The 18798-nt window shown below is 71.3% G+C and carries 15 protein-coding genes; 6 read left to right on the top strand and 9 right to left on the bottom strand.

Features of this window, described 5'->3' with window-relative positions; genetic code table 11:
* Positions 1-73 precede the first annotated feature (73 nt).
* The 6 genes from ACF07V_RS03420 to ACF07V_RS03395 all read right to left on the bottom strand — a co-directional run bounded on the left by ACF07V_RS03420 (position 74) and on the right by ACF07V_RS03395 (position 10713).
* The gene (locus ACF07V_RS03420) at positions 74-2383 is read right to left on the bottom strand and encodes an FG-GAP repeat domain-containing protein (RefSeq protein ID WP_392151163.1); all 2310 of its coding nucleotides are present in this window, start codon (positions 2381-2383) and stop codon (positions 74-76) included.
* 102 nt (positions 2384-2485) lie between these two features.
* The gene (locus ACF07V_RS03415) at positions 2486-4786 is read right to left on the bottom strand and encodes an FG-GAP repeat domain-containing protein (RefSeq protein WP_392151162.1); all 2301 of its coding nucleotides are present in this window, start codon (positions 4784-4786) and stop codon (positions 2486-2488) included.
* Positions 4787-4875: 89 nt separating this feature from the next.
* Positions 4876-7128, bottom strand: coding sequence for an FG-GAP repeat domain-containing protein (locus ACF07V_RS03410; protein WP_392151161.1), 2253 nt, complete (start codon positions 7126-7128; stop codon positions 4876-4878).
* An 11-nt stretch (positions 7129-7139) separates the two neighbouring features.
* A complete protein-coding gene (locus tag ACF07V_RS03405; protein WP_392151160.1) occupies positions 7140-9410 on the bottom strand; it encodes an FG-GAP repeat domain-containing protein in 2271 nt (756 codons plus the stop codon).
* Between the two features lie 363 nt (positions 9411-9773).
* Positions 9774-10283 (bottom strand): DUF664 domain-containing protein, encoded by a 510-nt coding sequence (locus tag ACF07V_RS03400; RefSeq protein ID WP_392151159.1) that lies wholly within the window; start codon positions 10281-10283, stop codon positions 9774-9776.
* A 31-nt stretch (positions 10284-10314) separates the two neighbouring features.
* Positions 10315-10713 (bottom strand): DUF1992 domain-containing protein, encoded by a 399-nt coding sequence (locus ACF07V_RS03395; protein WP_392151158.1) that lies wholly within the window; start codon positions 10711-10713, stop codon positions 10315-10317.
* Between the two features lie 141 nt (positions 10714-10854).
* On the opposite strand from ACF07V_RS03395, the gene ACF07V_RS03390 reads away from it, so the two are divergent.
* Entirely contained in the window at positions 10855-11691 is an 837-nt protein-coding gene (locus ACF07V_RS03390) for a M23 family metallopeptidase (RefSeq protein WP_392151157.1), read from the top strand.
* An 89-nt stretch (positions 11692-11780) separates the two neighbouring features.
* Here the strand turns inward: ACF07V_RS03390 and ACF07V_RS03385 are convergent, their stop codons facing one another.
* On the bottom strand, positions 11781-11984 hold the full coding sequence (locus ACF07V_RS03385) for a cold-shock protein (protein WP_030208785.1): 204 nt from the start codon (positions 11982-11984) through the stop codon (positions 11781-11783).
* 261 nt (positions 11985-12245) lie between these two features.
* On the opposite strand from ACF07V_RS03385, the gene ACF07V_RS03380 reads away from it, so the two are divergent.
* The 3 genes from ACF07V_RS03380 (at position 12246) to ACF07V_RS03370 (ending at position 15264) form a co-directional block, all read left to right on the top strand.
* Complete coding sequence (locus tag ACF07V_RS03380; protein WP_392151156.1) at positions 12246-13118, top strand: menaquinone biosynthetic enzyme MqnA/MqnD family protein; 873 nt, start codon at positions 12246-12248, stop codon at positions 13116-13118.
* 302 nt (positions 13119-13420) lie between these two features.
* The gene (mqnC, locus tag ACF07V_RS03375) at positions 13421-14620 is read left to right on the top strand and encodes a cyclic dehypoxanthinyl futalosine synthase (protein ID WP_392151155.1); all 1200 of its coding nucleotides are present in this window, start codon (positions 13421-13423) and stop codon (positions 14618-14620) included.
* Between the two features lie 5 nt (positions 14621-14625).
* Positions 14626-15264, top strand: a complete 639-nt coding sequence (locus ACF07V_RS03370; RefSeq protein ID WP_392151154.1) for a hypothetical protein — start codon at positions 14626-14628, stop codon at positions 15262-15264.
* A 10-nt stretch (positions 15265-15274) separates the two neighbouring features.
* Here ACF07V_RS03370 and ACF07V_RS03365 read toward each other — a convergent pair whose 3' ends face one another.
* Both ACF07V_RS03365 and ACF07V_RS03360 read right to left on the bottom strand, forming a co-directional pair.
* A complete protein-coding gene (locus ACF07V_RS03365) occupies positions 15275-16036 on the bottom strand; it encodes a hypothetical protein (RefSeq protein ID WP_392151153.1) in 762 nt (253 codons plus the stop codon).
* A 38-nt stretch (positions 16037-16074) separates the two neighbouring features.
* Entirely contained in the window at positions 16075-16617 is a 543-nt protein-coding gene (locus tag ACF07V_RS03360) for a SigE family RNA polymerase sigma factor (protein WP_392151152.1), read from the bottom strand.
* A 137-nt stretch (positions 16618-16754) separates the two neighbouring features.
* Here ACF07V_RS03360 and ACF07V_RS03355 point away from each other — a divergent pair, with 137 nt between their 5' ends.
* Positions 16755-17447: a demethylmenaquinone methyltransferase gene (locus ACF07V_RS03355; RefSeq protein WP_392151151.1), complete on the top strand. Its 693-nt coding sequence runs from the start codon at positions 16755-16757 to the stop codon at positions 17445-17447.
* A 62-nt stretch (positions 17448-17509) separates the two neighbouring features.
* Positions 17510-18796 (top strand): geranylgeranyl reductase family protein, encoded by a 1287-nt coding sequence (locus ACF07V_RS03350; RefSeq protein ID WP_392151150.1) that lies wholly within the window; start codon positions 17510-17512, stop codon positions 18794-18796.
* The last annotated feature ends 2 nt before the right edge of the window (positions 18797-18798 follow it).

Raw genomic sequence — 18798 nt, 5'->3', positions numbered from 1 at the left:
ACGGCGCCGGCGACCCACCGGGGGCGGTTCAGCATGTGTGGGGTCCTGCCTTCCGGTGGGTGATGGGGTGGGGTCAGGAGACGTGGTTGTAGGCCGCGCCGCCGTTCAGGAGGACGTCGGTGGCGGTGCGCGTCGCGAACGGTGCGCTCCAGTTGCCCGTGCCGGCGTAGACGTACGAGGTGTTGTTCGGGCCGTAGACGTACAGGTCGTTGCGGCCGTCGCCGGTCGCGTCGCCGACGGCGACGATCTGGCTGTACTGGTTCCAGCCGGAGCCGACCTTCACGCGGGACGCGAAGGTGCCGTCGCCCTTGCCGAGGTAGAGCCAGAGGACGCCGGAGGAGTCGCGGGCGACGAGGTCTCCGGCGGCTCCGCCGGCGATGTTGCCGGTGGCGGTGAGCTGGTTGTAGATGCCCCAGCCGTAGCCGATCTTCTTGCGCGCGGCGAAGGGGGCGGTCAGGTATCCCGTGCCCTTGTAGAAGTACAGGTCGCCCGCCTTGTCGGTGGCGACCAGGTCCGCGCGGCCGTCGCCGTCGAGGTCGGAGCCGCCGGCCAGCTTGTTGTAGACCTGCCAGCCGCCGCCGACCTTGACCCGGGTGCTGAACGGCTTCGTCTCGTCGCCCGTGCCCGGGTGCACCCACAGCACGCCGGCCGAGTCGACGCCGATCACGTCGGGCGCGGTCGCGCCTCCGACGTTCCCGACGGACTCGATCTGCGGGTAGTTCCAGCCGGTGCCGACCTTGACGGGCGTGCCCGAGGCGCGGCCCTTCAGGGTGTCGGCGCGGAACAGCTCGCCCGCCGCGTTCCGCGCGAGCACGTCCGGGGTGCCGTTGTCGCTGTAGTCGTGGAGCTTGGGGGAGCGGGCGATCTTGAAGGTGCCCGTCTGCTCGACGACCGGCCCGATCCCGTTCTGCGGGGTGGCGCGGATCGACCAGGTGTAGTCGCCGTTGGGGGCGGCCTTGCCCGGCTGCGTACCGTCGAAGTCCCCCAGGACGCCGTTCCAGGAGAGCCCGAAGGTGTGGTCGTCGTAGGTGTACGCGCCGGCCGACTCGCGGCTCAGCTTCATCATGCGGGTGAAGCTCTGGCCGGACTTCTGGTTCGTCACCTTCAGGAAGACGTCGGCGTTGACCCGGCTCATCCGCCACTTCAGGTCGACCGACGGCGACTTCGCGAAGTCGATGACGTCCGGCACGTCGTCGCCGAGGTAGGTGAGCGCGGTCGGCTCGCCGGTCGTGGCGACCAGCTCGGCCGTGGGGGTGCCGTCGGCTCCGGGGGCGATCCGGTAGAGGCCCTCGCCGTGCTCGATCGTGCCGCCGCGCGCGAGCAGCGTGCCGTCGGCGGCGGGCTGCACGGACGTGGCGTACGCGAGGAGTTCGACCGGCTCGCCGACGGTCGTGCGGGACACCGCACGCAGCGGGCGCAGGGGCGCGTTCCAGCCGTCGGTGAGCGCGGTCGGCTGCCCGTAGACCAGCCAGTCGCCGGCCAGGCCGGTGAGGGTCTCCTCGGGCTTGCCCAGCGTGAAGGTCTTCCTGGCGCCGGTCGTGCGGTCGACGGTGACGACGACGCGCTCGCCGGCGTTCTCGGACCACTCCTCCCAGCCGACGTGGGTCGCGGAGAGGAAGAGCGGGTAGGTGAGGTAGCCGGACGTGGCGGAGGCGTACGTCTCCTTGACCTCGCCCGACAGCAGGTCGATGACGGCGCGGCCGCCGGTGGCCACGCCGGCCTGGGTCGTGGAGAGGGTCGATCCGTAGCCGACGAGGACCTTGCCGTCGATGACGGGCGCGGAGGTGAAGAAGTCGGCCGAGTAGGCGGGCAGTCCGGTGATCGGGCGCTCCGAGACGCGGCCGGCCTCGGAGACGACGAGGTGCAGCTCCTTGGTGTCCGCGTTCTTGGTGACCTCGACGAGGGCGGAGTTGGGGCTGACGGCCTTCACGTACGTGGCGACCTGCTGCGGGAAGACGGAGCCGAGGTCGAAGTGGACGGACTGGGCCTCCGGGTGGCCCATGTCCCGGAGCGTGAACGTGCGGAACTGGCTCGGGTAGCGCGAGTCCCCGATGGCGAGGATGTCGGTGCCGGTGACGTCGAGGCCGCCGCCCTGGGCGTAGGTCACCTCGGTCGACGTGCCGTCCGCGTAGCGGGTCCAGAACAGCTTCTGCTCGCTGTCCGTGGAGCGGGTCAGGAAGCCGGTGGTGCCGGCGCCCGCGATCTTCGCGTCGTCCGGGTACGGGACCGGCGCCGCCGCCGTGTTCGACGCGACGGCCGCGGTGTGCGCGGTGGCCGGAGCGGTGGCGAAGGCGGCGGGGCCTGCGGCCAGCGTGCCGGCGGTGACCGCGAGGACGGCGGTGACGGCTGCGGCGAGACGACGGGCCGAAGGGTGGTGCTTCACGTTGGGTTCTCCCCCCAGAGACCTGATGCGGCGCCTTCGCGGCGCCGCATCAGGTTCGACTCAAGATCGGCGCCGATGGTTGTACGCGATCTTGGAGCGGTCTCAGGAGAGGAGGTCGTACGTGAGGTCGGGGGAGGAGATGTACCAGGTGACCGCGCTCCGCGGGCCGAACGGCGCCTTCCAGGAGCCCGTGCCCTTGTAGAGCATGGCCTCGGTGCGGTTGTTCACCTTGGCGTACAGGTCGGGGCGGCCGTCCCGGTTCGCGTCGCCGATGCCGAGCAGCTGGTCGTACCCGCCCCAGCCGGCCCCGATCTTCGTGCGGGCGGCGAAGGTGCCGTCGCCGTTGCCGAGGTAGAGCCAGAGGACGCCGGCCTTGTCGCGGGCGACGAGGTCTCCGGCCGGGCCTCCGGCGATGTTGCCGGTGGCGGTGAGCTGGTTGTAGATGCCCCAGCCGTAGCCGATCTTCCTGCGGGCCGCGTACGGCGCGGTGGTCGAGCCCGTGGCCTTGTAGAGCCACAGGTCGCCGGCCTTGTCGGTGGCGACCAGGTCGGGGCGGCCGTCGCCGGTCAGGTCGCTGCCGCCGGTGAGCTGGGTGTACGTGTTCCAGCCGGCGCCGATCCGGACCCGGGTGGCCAGCGGGGTCCTGGCGAGTCCGGTGCCCTGGTAGAGCCAGAGGACGCCGGACTTGTCGCGGGCGACGACGTCGCTCACGGCCGAGCCGGCGATGTTCCCGGCCGCCTCGATCCGGTCGTAGATCCCCCAGCCCGAACCCACGAGCAGCCCGGGGTTCTGGTCCAGCCGGTCCGAGTAGGGCTTCTGCGTCAGCGGGTCGAGGGAGGGGGAGACGAGGGTGTCGTGGATCCACAGTCGGCCCGCGGTGTCCCGCATGAGCACGTCCGGCGAGCCGTCGGCGTCGTAGTCGTGCGCGCCGGGCTTGCGGGTGACCGTGAACGAGCCGGAGCTCTTCAGCTCGGGGCCGATGCCGTTCAGCGGCTTGGCCGTGATCTCCCAGGTGTACGGGCCGCTCTGCGCGCCGGTCCACAGGTCGCCGGTGTTGTTCCAGGTGAGCTGGCCGTTCCAGGTGTACGGCGCCCTGTGCGGGTCGTACTCGTAGACGTTGAGCGGGCGGACCTCGTCCGAAAAGGTCTCGCCCGTCCGGGTGTTGCGGATCCTCAGGGTCATCTCCACCTCGGTCCGGCTGAGCTGCCAGACGAGGGTGAACCTGCCGCCGCTCTTGTCGAGGTCGACGACCGGCGGGATGTCGTGCCCGAGCAGCGTGACCTTGGTCGAGACGCCGGAGGAGGCGACCTGGGTGGCGGCCGGGGCGCCGTCGGCGCCGGGGGCGATCCGGTACAGGCCCTCGCCGCCCGCGACCGTGCCGCCCTGGACGTACAGGGTCCCGTCGGGGGCCACGGCCGAGCCGGCCATGTCGTCCATGAGCTTCTTGGTCGTGCCGTTGCCCAGGTAGCGGGCGGTCACGGAGTACGCCGGGGACGGGTTCCGCTCCTCGTACCCGCCGGACTGCGCGTACGTCAGCCAGCTGCCGACCAGGCCGATGGAGGTGGTCGCGCCGGGCACGGTGATCCGCTGGGTGCCGGTGGCGGGGCCCCGCTCGGTGACGACCACGGTCGACCCGGCCGAGGTGCCGCGCTCCAGCCAGGCGACGTGCTTGCCGGTGAGCGCGACGGCGGGCGACTGCTCCGGGGTGCCCGCGATGGTCGCGGTCTCCGTGACGGCGGCGGTGGCGAGGTCCACGGTGGCCCAGTGCGTGCCCGTGGCGGAGGTGTAGGTGAGCAGGGCGGTGTCGGCCGTGGCGGCCCGGACCCACGGGTCCTTCGCGTCGCCCGGCAGCTTGGTCACGAGCCGGTCGGCGATGCGGCCGTCGTCGCCCTTGGAGAGCAGGTGCACGTCGTGCCCGCCCTGGGCGTTGGACACCTTGGCGACCACGGTCCGGCCGACGGCTCCGACGTACCTTCCTCCGGGTCCCGCGATGTCCGGTGAGAAGGAGAGGACGTCCTGGCTCGTCGTCATGTCCCGGAGCGTGACCCAGCCGGACGGCGAGACGCGCACGAGCACGTCGGAGGCGTGGGACACGCCGATGTAGTCCTGGCTCAGGGACCACGGCTCGGCCGTCGAACCGTCGGCGTACCGGGTCCAGACGGCGTGCTGCTCGTCGTTCGGGCCCGTGCTCCAGGTCAGGAACCCGGTCGTGCCGGCTCCGGCGATGTCCGTGCGGCCGGTGGTCGGGTAGGGCAGGACCGCCGAGGCGGCCGCCTCGGCGGTGACGGCGGCCGGGGCGGTGGCCGCCGTGGCGGGCACGGCGGTCGTCAGACCGCCCGCGGTGACGGCGAGCACGGCCGCCACGGCGGCGCCGAGCCGCAGGCGGGCGGTACGAGTGGGCATCAAGGTGTGTTTCTCCCCCGGGGATGCGGGCGTGGCGGTCTCGCCACGCCCGCAGGACTCCCCAAGGGGCCGAATGGTTGTACGAGCGGTCAGAGGACCGCGTTGAACTTGGTTCCCTCGCCCGCGTACAGGTTCGTCGTCTGGCGGACGAACGGGGCGGTGGAGGAGCCGGTGGAGCTGTAGACGTACGTGCCGCCCGACCCGTACGCGATCAGGTCCGGCCGTCCGTCGCCGGTGACGTCACCTCCGCCGACGAGCTGGGAGAAGGCGCCCCAGCCCGCGCCGATCCTGATCCGGCTCTCGAAGCCGGCGCCGCCCGTGCCCCGGAAGAGCCACAGGACGCCGGCGGTGTCGCGGGCGACCATGTCGCCGGCGCCGAGGTCGGTGACCGGCGAGTTCGCGATGTTGCCGACCATGGTGATCTGGTTGTAGGAGTTCCAGCCCGAGCTGACCCGGAGCCGGGGCGCGAACGGCTTCGCGTAGTTGCCGGTGCCCTTGTAGAAGAACAGGTAGCCGGCGCTGTCCGTGGCGACCAGGTCGGCGCGGCCGTCGCCGTCGAGGTCCGAACCGCCGGTGATTTTGTTGTAGATCTGCCAGCCGGTGCCGACCTTCACGCGGGGGGCGAAGGTGCCGTCGCCCTTGCCGAGGTAGAGCCACTGGTCGCCCGCGGCGTCGACCGCGACGAGGTCGCCGTGGGCGGCGCCGCCGACGCTGCCGACGGCCTCGACCTGCTTGTAGATGCCCCAGCCGTTGCCGATCTTCGTCCGCTTCGCGGTCTTCGGCTGGCCACTCACGGGCCAGTCGAAGAAGTCGTCCCGCCACAGCTCGCCGGCGGCGTTCCGCGCGAGGACGTCGGTGGAGCCGTTGTCGTTGTAGTCGTGCGGGTTGTTCAGGCGCTTGACCTGGAAGGAGCCCGACGCGGTCGCCGGGCTGCCGACGCCGTCGGTGGGGGTGGCGGTGAGCTGCCAGGAGTAGGCGCCGTTCGGGGCGCTGATGCCCTCGATGATGCCGTTCCACGTGTAGCCGAAGACGCTGCCGGTGAGCGGCTGCGAGGGCTTGTACGTGAACTTCTTGCCGGTGGCCGTGTGCGTGAGGGTCAGCTGCACGGAGGCGCTGTCACGGGACAGGGACCACTGCATCGGGACCGTCGAGCCCGGCTTCTCCAGGTCCGCGGTGGCGGGGACCTTCGACTCGACCACCTGGAGGCCGAGGGACCGGCCCGTGTCCGCCTTGAGCTCGGCGGTCGGGCGGGCGCCGCCGACGCCGCCGGAGATCCGGAACAGGCCGTCGGAGGCGGTCGTGGCGCCGCGCACGAGCAGGGAGCCGTCCTGGGCGTGGGCCACGCTGGAGAAGTGCTCCAGGACCTTGTACGGGGCGGCGGCCGGGTCCTTGATGTTCCGCGCGTACAGCGGGCTCAGCGCATCGCTCCCGGCCGTGCCCGGGACGCCGTACAGGACCACGTCACCGACGATGCCGGCGACGATCCCGCCGCTCAGCGCGCCGGTCAGCGGGATGCGCAGGGCGCCGCTGTCCACGGAGATCTCGGGGGTGCCCTCGAACTGCGACTTGATGACCACGGCCCGGTGGGTGGCCGTGAGGGCGCCGGTGGACGTCGGGTACCACTCGCGGGTGCCCGACGAGCCGCCCCAGTCGATGACCTGGTTCGCGGTGGGGGTCGTGGTCGCGGTCCACCAGGAGGGCACCATGCCCGACGTGGACTGCACCATCTCGGTGCCGAGGACGACCATGTTCGTACCGTCGGAGGCGACGACCTTGTAGTCCACGTTGCGCGTGCGGGACGACAGCTTCGCCTTCTGGCTGACGCCGTTGACCTTGGCGAGCTTCCACAGCTCGCGGTAGTTCTCGGTGCCGCTCGGAACGCTCACGAAGAGGTTGTCGCCGACGACGCCGACGAGCTGGGCGCCGGGCTTGAACTCGGAGTAGAGGTCGAAGAACGTCGTGGACCAGTTCGTACCGGCCTTCATGTCCCGGATCTGGACCGAGGCACCGCCGTTGCTCATCACGGCGAAGTCGGAGTAGCTGTCGTGGCCCTGGAGGCCGGAGCCGACCTGCACCACCGAGCCGTCGGCGTACGCGTGCCATTCCAGGACCGGGTCGCCGGCCTCGTTCTTGCGGGACGTGAGGTAGCCGGTGGTGCCGGTGCTGACGACCTCGGCGTCCAGCGGCAGGTTCGCCTCGGCGGCCGCCTGCGCCCCGGCGACGGCGGCGGGGACGGCCGCGACGGCCGGGACCGTGACGAGGGTGCCGGTCACGGCGGTGACCGTGGACAGGGTGAGCAGCGCGGCGGCCAGGCGGCCGCCGGAGATGCGGGTGTGCTTCACGTTCGCTTTCCTTAGAAGGTCGAGTTGTAGTGGGCCGCGTCCGAGTTCACCGAGGTGTAGACACCCGGCTTGAACGGGGCGGTCGTGCTGCCGCTGCCGGGGTAGAGGCGGGAGCCGGAGGCGCTGACGGCGTAGAGGTCGTTCAGGCCGTCGCGGTCGGCGTCGCCGACGCCGACGAGGTGGGTGAAGGAGCCCCAGCCGCCGCCGATCTTGACCCGGGTGGCGAAGGTGCCGTTTCCGGCGCCCTGGTAGAGCCAGAGGACGCCGGAGGTGTCGCGGGCGACGAGGTCGCCGTGGGCCGTGCCGGCGATGTTCCCGACGGCGGTGATCTGGTTGTAGGCGCCCCAGCCGCCGCCGACGCGGACGCGGCCGGCGAACGGCGCCCGGTAGTCGCCCGTGCCCTTGTAGAACCACAGGACGCCGGAGGTGTCGGTGGCGAGGAGGTCGGAGCGGCCGTCGCCGTTGACGTCGCTGCCGCCGGTGATCTTGTTGTACGCGTTCCAGCCGGAGCCGATCTTGACCCGGGTGGCGAAGGTGCCGTCGCCCTTGCCGAGGTATTCCCACAGCACGCCGGAGGAGTCCCGGGCGACGAGGTCGCCGGCCGGGGCGCCCGCGATGTTGCCGACGGCCTCCAGCTGGTTGTAGATCTGCCAGCCGGTGCCGATCTGGACCCGCTCCGGCGAGTAGACCTCGGCGGAGGACGGGACCTTGACGGTGTCGTCGCGGAAGAGGCGGCCGGAGGAGTCGCGGGAGAGCAGGTCGGGGCTGCCGTTGTTCGTGTAGTCGTGCAGGCCCGCCTTGCGGGCGACCTTGAAGGTGCCCGACTTCACCAGGTCGGGCCCGATGCCGTTGAGCGGCTTCGCCGTGAACTCCCAGACGTAGTCGCCGCTCGGCGCAAGGGAGGCGTAGCCGCCGACGGCCGGGGCGACCAGGCCGCCCCAGTTGAAGGTGACGACGCCCGTCTCGCGGACCACGCCGTCGTAGCCGCTGAAGGACACCTGGGCCCGCTTGCCGGTGGCGACGTGCCGAAGGGTCACGGTGCCCTGGGCGTTGGACCGGTTCAGGGACCAGGAGAGGGAGGCGGTGCCGCCGCTCGCGTCGAGGTCCACGGTGGCCGGGACGTTCGGGGCCTGCGCGAAGGTGAGCTCCGTCTTCTTGCCGGTGGTCGAGACGAGGGTGGCGACCGGAGTGCCGTTCTCGCCGTTCGCGATCCGGTACACGCCCTCGCCGCCGCCGGTCAGCGAGCCGCCGCGCACGATCAGCGAGCCGTCGGGGGCCGAGGCCATGGAGTCGACGTGGTCGAGGAGCCTGAAGGCGACGGACGGGTCGCTCAGGGAGCGGGCCGTCAGCGGGAACTGCCCGGAGGCATGGGTGGCGGTGCCGCCGCCCCTCTCGGCGGTCACGGCCCAGCCGTCCAGGATGCCGAGTTCGAGCGGGGAGTTGGCGTAGGTGGCGCCGAGACTCATGGAGGTCCGCTCGCCCTCGCCGCGCGGCTCGGTGACGAGCTGCGCGGCGGTGCCGGTCGGGTTGGCGATCCACGCGAACCGGGTGGCCGTCAGGTAGACGCCGCTCTTCGGCGCGGTGGTGCCGACGGAGACGGTCTTGGTGAGGGTGCCGGTGGCGAGCTCGACGGAGGCGAGGAAGTGCTCGGCCTCGCTGCCGGTGCCCCTCTGGTACTGGAGCAGCGCCGTGTCGGGGGTGGTGGCCGAGACGCGCACGTTCCGCGCGTCGACGGGCAGTGCCAGATCGCGGGTGACCGGAGAGCTCGACCAGCCGTCCGGGCGGCTCATGAGCAACGCGTCGAGTACGTTCGCGCCGTAGTCGTAGTGGGTCATGACCAGGGACTCACCGGCCACCCCGGCGAGGTAGTAGCTCTGGTCGCCGTACGACAGCGCGATCGGCCTGGCCTCCGGGTGGGCCATGTCCATCAGCTGGTAGGTGGACTCGGTCGGCTTGCGCGCCACGACGAAGTCCGAGCGGCCGCCGGTGTACACGTAGGCGGGGTCCAGGGCCCTGGTCGTGCCGTCCGCGAACCTCGTCCAGTAGTACGTGTTCGTGGAGTTGGAGCCGGTCCGGCGGGTGAGGTAGCCGGTGGTGCCCGCGCTGACGACGTGGGCGTCGTCCGCGATGGTGCCCACGGTGTCGGTGGCCTGGACCGGGGCCGCGACGGCCGCGGGGGCCGCCGTGGCCGGGGTGGCGACGGTGAGGGCCGGGCCCGCCGTGACGGCGAGGACGGCGGTCACGGCGGCGGCGAGCCGGGGCCGCGAGGTACGGGTGTGCACGTGGTCGATCCTTCGTGAGGAGGGAGAAGGACGGGGGCGCGCCGGAGGGGCGCGCCCCGGTGGCGGTGCGTCAGAAGACCCGCTGGTACGGGGTGTTGGCGCCGCTCGGGGCCGCTGGGGCTCCGGCTGCTCGCACCTGCCGCCGGCCATGGGGAGGCCGGTCTTCCGGGCAGCGTCGATCGGCCCGCGCGGGCCATCCGAGGCGGCGCGAGGTGCGTGGTGCGTTCAAGTTTTCCCCCGTGAGAACCGAACGTCGTCGCACGCGCGCATGCGTGCGACGCTCGGTCAGACATGCGAAGTGATCATGAGGTTGTACGCCGATAGGCGGAAAATTCGCCTCGGCCGCGGACGGGTGTGCGGCGGCTACCCCCTCCGCTCCACCACACCCCGTACGTACGCCGCCTGCCCCGCGTGCTGGAGGTCGTCCGCGATCACCGACACCAGGCGGACGCCGAGGGTGACCGGCGGGTCCCAGCGGGTGTCGACGATCCGGTTCAGGTCGGCGTTCGTGACCGTACGGATCAGGTCCTCGGTGCGGGCGTGCACGGCGTCGTGGTAGCCGAGCAGCAGCTCCGCGGAGGCGCGGACCGCGCCGACCTGCGCGCTCGTCATCCCGTAGCCCGTGGCGCGCTTCGGGAAGGGCAGCCCGAAGCGGTCCGCCCAGCCGTCCGAGGTCCACAGCTGGTCCGTGTCGAAGGCGTCCGCGAGGTGGTCGTCCTGGACCCGGGTGAGGTGCCAGACGAGCCAGGCGACCGTGTTGGCGTCGGGGTCGACGCGGGCGGCGAGCTCCTCGTCGGTGAGGCCCTCCACGGTTTCGTGGACGACCTCGCGGATCCGGCCGAACGAGTCGACCAGCAGACCGGCGCTGTTCATGGGGGCTCCTCAAGGTCGGGGACCCGGGGGTCTAGGAACGTTCCGCCCTCCACCGCTCCACCGCGGCCTCCACGTCGAAGGGCCTCAGGTTCAGCGGGGGACCGGCCGGCGGGCGGGCGAGGGCTTCGGCGATCCGGGTGTTGATCTCCCCGAGGATGCGGCGGACCTGGCTCTCCGAGACGGCCGCGGCGACCTCGGCCTCCGCGTCCTCGGCCGCCTTGCGCAGGGCGAGCGAGGGCGGCAGGACCGAAGCGCCCTCGCGGTGCATCTTCCCCTTGATCCACCACAGTTCGTCGTACGGGGCCGAGTCGTCGGGGAGGGGCTTGCCGAAGCCGGACAGGCTCCGGAAATCACCGCGCTCCGCGGCCTCGCGGATCTGTTTGTCGACGAACGACTCGAAGCTGACTCCGGGCGGCTTGCGTTCGGTCATGTGTCCAGACTACGTAACCGCCGCGGTACGGGTGTGGTTCTCGCGGGCTACTGCGACCCGTGATCTTCCGGCACCCTGAGGTCCGTTCAACGCGCGTCGACCCATGCCCCAGCCATGTTCCAGCCATGTCCCGGAGGACGTATGCGTGCACGGATCACCCCCCTCGGCACCCTCCTCGCGCTCGTCGCGGGCCTGCTCACCGCGCTCGTCACCGCCGGCCCCGCCCAGGCGGCGCCGCTCTTCAAGGCGCCCTTCCCCTGCGGGCAGACCTGGACCTACAGCCACCACTCGGCCGAGGTCCGCCAGGCGCTCGACTTCATCCGCTCCGACGGCGGCACCACCGCAGGCACCCCGGTCCTCGCCTCGGCGTCCGGCACCGCCTACCGCTACTCCCAGCCGACCGGCGCCGGGAACTACATCGTGATCGACCACGGAGGCGGCTGGAAGACGTACTACTTCCACCTCAACGCCTACTCCGTCGCCGACGGCGCCGCGGTCTCCCAGGGACAGCAGATCGGCACCACCGGCACCACGGGCAACAGCTCCGGCGCCCACATCCATTACGAGCAGCTCTACAACGGCGTCGGCCAGACCATCGTGATCAACGGCGTCTCCCTCGCCCCCTACCCGTCGTCCTACGGCTCCAAGTCCCTGACCAGCGACAACGGCTGCTCGGGCGGGGGAGGCGGCACGTACTGGGTGGACACCTTCGCCAACGCCACCGGCTACGCCCAGGCGAACACGAACGACCCGCAGGGCGTCCTGAACGCGGGCACGAACTACGTGTACTGCAAGGTCTGGGGCGCCGAGGTCCGCGACGGCTCCGGGAACTACAACCACTGGTGGCTGCGGACCGACCTCGACACCGTCTACGCCGGCAAGAACGGCTACGGAGCGTACGTCTCCGCGTACTACCTGTCGCGCTGGGGCAACGACGAGGCCCGCGACAACAACGGGACCGTGATCCCCAGCTGCTGAAAGGGCAGGAGCCCCGCTCGTGCCGTGCGGCACGGAGCGGGGCTCCTTGGGTACTGCTCTAGTCGTGCGCGTTCGCCGACCCGGGCAACTTAGGCCGGGGTGACGTTCTCCGCCTGCGGGCCCTTCGGGCCCTGCGTGACGTCGAAGGTCACGAGCTGGTTCTCCTCGAGCGAGCGGAAGCCGTTCGCGTTGATCGCGGAGTAGTGGACGAAGACATCCGGGCCGCCGCCGTCCTGGGCGATGAAGCCGAAGCCCTTTTCAGCGTTGAACCACTTCACGGTTCCGGTAGCCATGAGCCCTCCTATGGGCCAAAGGGTCGCCCTGCTCCAGAACCTGCAAACAAGTCTGAAAACTACAAAAGCCTGCGGGTCACATGCTCCGCAGGCTCTGTACTGCAAGGGAAACCAAACTGCAACTTGCGTTGAGCGTAGCACGCAGGACGCTCGGGGCGGTAGAGGGAAAGATCACGTCACCCGCATGTTTGATTCCGTTCCGTGCGCTGACGCGCGTGCCCCGCCGATGCCCACACTGCGAGACGGGTCTAGCCTCACGATGTGGACAAAGCAACCGACGACCAGCAGCGCAGCCGGCCCCGCGTCGGGCACATCCAGTTCCTGAACTGCCTTCCCCTCTACTGGGGCCTGGCCAGGACCGGGACGCTCCTCGATCTCGAGCTCACGAAGGACACCCCGGAGAAGCTCAGCGAGCGCCTCGTCCGGGGCGATCTCGACATCGGGCCCATCACCCTCGTCGAATACCTCCGCAACGCCGACGACCTGGTCGCGCTCCCCGACATCGCCGTCGGCTGCGACGGGCCCGTCATGTCCTGCGTGATCGTCTCCCAGCGGCCCCTGGCGGAGCTCGACCGCGCGCGCGTGGCCCTCGGCTCCACCTCCCGCACCTCGGTACGCCTCGCCCAGCTGCTCCTGGCCGAGCAGTACGGGGTCCGGCCCGACTACTACACCTGCCCGCCGGACCTGGGCCTGATGATGCAGGAGGCGGACGCCGCCGTCCTGATCGGCGACGCCGCGCTCCGGGCCTCCCTGCACGACGCGCCCCGGCTCGGCCTCCAGGTCCACGACCTGGGGCTGATGTGGAAGGAGTGGACGGGCCTGCCGTTCGTCTTCGCGGTGTGGGCGGCCCGCAAGGACTTCCTGGCCCGCGAGCCCGAGACGGTCCACGACGTCCACCGGGCGTTCCTCGCCTCGCGCGACCTCTCCCTCGAAGAGGTCGCCAAGGTCGCCGAGCAGGCCGCCCGTTGGGAGACCTTCGACGCCGAACTCCTGGAGCGGTACTTCCGTACGCTCGACTTCCGATTCGGCCCCGAGCAGCTCGCCGGCGTACGGGAGTTCGCCCGCCGCACCGGCCCCACGACCGGCTTCCCGGCGGACGTCGCGGTGGAACTCCTGCCGCCCCCCGTGCGATAGCGGCGAAGCCGCGGGGAATGAGGCGGGAAAGAAATACCGGTGGGCCCTCCCGTGCGCCGGGCGGGCCTTTCCCGGCGCCACCGGGAATGCGGGGTCGCTCTCCCGGCGGATCCGGTAAATCCGGTGGGCCCGCGGCGCCCCCGTAATTCACCGAATATTCGCCGGATTCCCGCGCGTGCCTCACCGGCCGGACCCCCTCCCCGGACTCCGGCCGCCGCCGACCCACACCCTGCGGAAGACGCGAGGACCCCTGGCGTAGGCTGGTTCGGTCGATCAGAACCCCTCCGAAAGGGACGCACCCGGTGACCGAGAAGGCCGAACTCCAGTCTGTTCTCGACCGCGCCGCCGCGGGTGGCCGGATCACCCCCGAGGAGGCGCTCGACCTCTACCGCTCGGCGCCCCTGCACGCGCTGGGCGCCGCCGCCGACGCGGTCCGCCGCCGCCGGTACGCGGGGACCGAGCACATCGCGACGTACATCATCGAGCGGAACATCAACTACACGAACGTCTGCGTGACGGCGTGCAAGTTCTGCGCGTTCTACGCCGCCCCGAAGGACACCAAGAAGGGCTGGACCCGGGACCTCGACGACATCCTGCGCCGCTGCGCGGAGACCGTGGAGCTCGGCGGCACCCAGATCATGTTCCAGGGCGGCCACCACCCGGACTTCGGCGTCGAGTACTACGAGAAGCACTTCGCCGCCATCAAGAAGGACTTCCCGCAGCTGGTCATCCACTCCCTCGGCGCCTCCGAGGTCGAGCACATGGCCCGCATCTCCGGCGTCTCCGTCGAGGAGGCGATCACCCGCATCCACGCCGCGGGGCTCGACTCCTTCGCGGGCGCCGGCGCCGAGCTGCTGCCCGAGCGGCCGCGCAAGGCGATCGCCCCGCTCAAGGAGAGCGGCGAGCGCTGGCTGGAGATCATGGAGATCGCCCACAAGCTGGGCGTCGAGTCCACCTCCACCATGCTGATGGGCACCGGCGAGACCAACGCCGAGCGGATCGAGCACCTGCGGATGATCCGTGACGTGCAGGACCGGACGGGCGGCTTCCGGGCCTTCATCCCGTACACGTACCAGCCCGAGAACAACCACCTCAAGGGCCAGACGCAGGCCACGCTCTTCGAGTACCTGCGCATGATCTCCATCGCCCGGCTCTTCCTCGACAACGTCGCCCACATCCAGGGCTCGTGGCTGACCACCGGCAAGGAGATCGGCCAGCTGACCCTGCACTACGGCGCGGACGACCTCGGCTCGATCATGCTGGAGGAGAACGTCGTCTCCTCCGCCGGAGCCAAGCACCGCTCCAACCTGCGCGAGATGATCGACATGATCCGCACGGCGGACCGCGTCCCGGCCCAGCGCAGCACCACGTACGAGCACCTCGTCGTCCACGACGACCCGGCGAACGACCCGGTCGACGAGCGCGTCGCCTCGCACATCTCGTCCGTGGCGATCGAGGGCGGCACGGCGCACCCCGAGCTGAAGCTCCTCGACGCCAACTGACGCCGGTGCTGACCCTCCACGTCGCCGAGGCGACACCCGAGAGCGCCGTCCTGGTCGACGGCGCCCTCGTCGCCGCCGTCGGCCCGTACGAGGACCTGGCCGAGCAGCTCCCCCAGGCTCTCGGCTCCGCTCGAGCAGGGGGGACCCCCCTGAACGCCCGGCTGCGGCGGTGGCCCGGCATCCTCACGCCCGGACTCCTCAACCCGTACGGGCCGGAGCTCCTGGAGGAGACGTACCACCCGGACCCCCGGGAGGCCGCCGAGTTCGGCACCGAGCCGATCACGGGGGAGCGGGCGCGGGAGATCTTCCGGGCCGACCCCGCCCGCCGTGGCGCCTCCGCGCGCCGCGGTGTGCAGCGGCTCCTCGCGCACGGCACGGTCGCCGTCGCCGGTGAACTCCGCGGCCGGGCCGCCGTGGACGCCGTGCGCCGGGCCGGTCTGGCCGTCGGCCGCCGCCCGGAGCGGCTCCCCGGCCCGCCGGCCTTCTCCCCGGCGCCGCTGGTGCTGCTGCCCGGCCTGGTGCCGGGCGGCCCCGCCCGCTTCGCCGTCTTCGACGTCCCGGACCGGGCGGCGCTCGTCCGCCTCGGCGCGTCGACCTGTGTCGCGACCGTCGTCGAAGGCCGGCTGGTCTTCCGGCGGCGCTAGGGCCCCCGGTTCAGCCGCCGCGGACCGGGGTGCTCTTCTTCTGCACCGGGTACTCGTCCGCGTACTTCAGCAGATCCGTGAAGCGCGCGTCGCGTACGACGGTCAGCAGCTGGTCCGGTGTCACGGGCGCCGAGGCGGCGTCCGAGGGGCTGACGGACAGCAGCACGCTGCTCCTGCCGTACCGCGTGACGACCATGGACGCCAGGGTCTCGGGCTTGTTCACGGCCATCGCGTACACCTGCGCGGTCCGGCCCCCGCCCAGATCGGCCTTCTCGCACGTCGTCCTCTTCGACGGGATGTCCCGGCAGTCCTGGAGGCGCGCGCCCTCCGCGGGCCGGATGGACAGCGTCACGTGGAAGGCCTGGCCGCCCGATGTGATCCGGTAGGCGGAGACCTCGTCCGCGACCGGCCGGATGTCCGTGACGGACGTCGGAAGGAGTTCGTCGAGGAGGGCCGACACCTGCTGCTGGAACTGGGCGTGCCGGGCGCTCTCGGCGTCGGAGAGCTTCTCGGGCGGAGTCTGTCCCGGAGTCGGCTGCGCCGCCACGGGCGTGTGGTACGCCGAGGGGAAGGCGGCCGGCGGCGCGGCGGGCACGGCCACGCCGGTGTCGGCGCCCGAGAACAGGGAGAGTCCAAGGGCGGCCGCGGTCACGGTCCCGAAGACGCCGCCGGCGACGGTCAGCCGGGCGCGTGCGCGGCGCCTGCGGCCCAGGCGCATCGCGGAGGGAGCGAGGTCGGGAAGGGGGGGAAGGTCCTGTGCCGTCCGGTCCATGGCACGTCGGAGCATCGTTTCGTCGTCCACTCGGGGCCTCAGCTTCCGATGGTGTGGTGAAGGTGGTGGGGATCGGCGGTGTAGAGGTGTGCCTCGCCGAGGTGGTCCCTGAGCCTGGCCAGTGAGCGTGAGCACTGGCTTTTGACCGTCGCCTCGCTGCAGCGCATCAGCGAGGCGACGGTCTCCACACTCAGGTCCTCCCAGTAGCGAAGGACGACCATGGCGCGGGCCCTGGGTGGCAGCTCGGCGAGCGCGGCGAGCAGCGTGACCCGGAGGTCCGGCTGTTCGGTGGCCCGCGCCGGGCCGAGCCCGCCGGTCTTGGTGAAGGCGAGCAGATCACGCAGTCGGCGTCGCCGTTCGGAGAGGAACGTGCGGGTGAGCACCGTCTTGGCGTAGGCATGGGGATGCTCCGCCGATCCGGCCCTCCGCCAGTGCTGGAAGAGCTTGGCGAGGGTGGTCTGTGTGAGGTCGCGGGCGGTCTCCGCGTCCCCGCACAGGAGGTACGCGGTGCGGTACAGCCGCGTCTGCGCGGATCGGGCGAACTCCTCGAACCCGGCGTCCGAGCCAAGCGGTGACGGCATCTCGCTCCCTTCGTCAGCACTGTCACCCTTCCTTGAGCGCGCTCGCCGGAAAAAGGTTGAAGGCGGATCCCGGGTTTTTTCCGGGGGGGCCGGGGCCGGTCCCCGCCCGCCCGGGGGGTGGCTGCCACAATGGCCGGGTGAGCCGAGCATCCCTGGACAAGCAGCCGCACGAAGTCGCCTCGATGTTCGACGACGTGGCGGCGAACTACGACCTGACCAACGACGTGCTCTCCCTCGGGCAGGACCGCCGCTGGCGCAAGGAGGTCGCGAAGGCGGTCGACGCCCGTCCCGCGCAGAAGGTCCTGGACCTGGCCGCCGGCACCGCCACCTCCTCGCAGCCGTTCGTGCGGGCGGGGGCGTACGTCGTGCCGTGCGACTTCTCCCTCGGAATGCTCCAGGTGGGCAAGAAGAAGCACCCGTGGATGCCGTTCACGGCGGGCGACGGCACGAAGCTGCCCTTCCGCGACGACGTGTTCGACGCGGTCACGATCTCCTTCGGGCTGCGGAACATCCAGGACACCGACCAGGCGCTGCGCGAGCTGTACCGGGTGACGAAGCCCGGCGGCCGGGTCGTCATCTGCGAGTTCTCGCACGCCACCTGGGCGCCGTTCCGCACGGTGTACGAGGAGTACCTGATGCGCGCGCTGCCGCCGGTGGCCCGTGCCGTGTCCTCCAACCCCGACGCGTACGTGTACCTGGCGGAGTCCATCCAGTCCTGGCCGGACCAGCCGACGCTGGCGGGCATGCTGCAGAAGGCCGGATGGTCGAAGGTGGCGTACCGCAACCTGACGGGCGGCATCGTCGCCCTGCACCGCGGCTTCAAGGCCTGACGCCCGGCCCCGCCGCCATAAAATTTCCCCATCCTTCCCTCGACCCCTTCGGGAGATCCGCCGTGACCGAGCAGCCCCTCTCCGAGCACACCGCAGATGTGATCGTCGTCGGGGCAGGCCCGGCCGGCTCCACCACCGCGTACTACCTGGCCAAGGCCGGTCTCGACGTCCTGCTCCTGGAGAAGACGGCGTTCCCGCGCGAGAAGGTCTGCGGCGACGGCCTCACCCCGCGCGCCACGAAGCAGCTCGTCTCCATGGGCATCGACATCTCCGAAGAGGCCGGCTGGCTGCGGAACAAGGGCCTGCGGATCATCGGGGGTGGCGTCCGGCTCGAACTGGACTGGCCGGAGCTCGCCTCGTACCCGGACTACGGGCTCGTCCGCAAGCGCGACGACTTCGACGAGCAGCTCGCCCGCCAGGCGCAGAAGTCCGGCGCCCGGCTGTACGAGCGCTGCAACGTCGGCGCGCCGATCATCGACGACCGTACGGGCCGGATCACCGGTGTCCACGCGAAGCTGGGCGAGGAGAAGCGCGAGGTCACCTTCCACGCGCCGCTCGTCGTCGCCGCCGACGGCAACTCCACCCGGCTCTCCCTCGCCATGGGCCTGCACCGGCGCGAGGACCGGCCGATGGGCGTCGCCGTCCGGACGTACTTCAAGACCCCCCGGCACGAGGACGACTACCTGGAGTCCTGGCTGGAGCTGTGGGACCGGCGCGGTCCGCAGGACCGGCTGCTCCCCGGCTACGGCTGGATCTTCGGCATGGGCGACGGCACGTCCAACGTCGGCCTGGGCATCCTCGACTCCTCCTCGGCGTTCCGGGAGCTGGACTGGCGCGAGGTCCTCAAGGCCTGGTGCGCCTCGATGCCGGAGGACTGGGGCTTCACCCCGGACAACATGACGACGACGATCCGCGGCGCGGCCCTGCCGATGGCCTTCAACCGCCAGCCGCACTACACCAAGGGCCTGCTGCTCGTCGGTGACGCGGGCGGCCTGGTCAACCCGTTCAACGGCGAGGGCATCGCGTACGCCATGGAGTCGGGCCAGATCGCGGCCGACGTCATCGTCCAGGCGCACGCGCGCGCGACCCCCGCCCAGCGTGAGCTGGCGCTGCGGAACTACCCGCAGATCCTCAAGGACACCTACGGCGGGTACTACACGCTGGGCCGTGCCTTCGTGAAGCTCATCGGAAACCCGAAGATCATGAAGATCGCGACCCAGCGTGGTCTGACGCACCCGCTGCTGATGAAGTTCACGCTGAAGATGCTGGCCAACCTCACCGACCCGACGGGCGGCGACGCGATGGACCGCATCATCAACGGTCTGTCGAAGGTGGCGCCGAAGGCGTGAGC

Origin of the sequence: Streptomyces sp. NPDC015661, assembly GCF_043077765.1 — a bacterium.
GTDB lineage: Bacteria > Actinomycetota > Actinomycetes > Streptomycetales > Streptomycetaceae > Streptomyces.
Note: the sequence above shows the minus strand (reverse complement) of the source record. Positions and strands in the feature narration are given on the sequence as shown.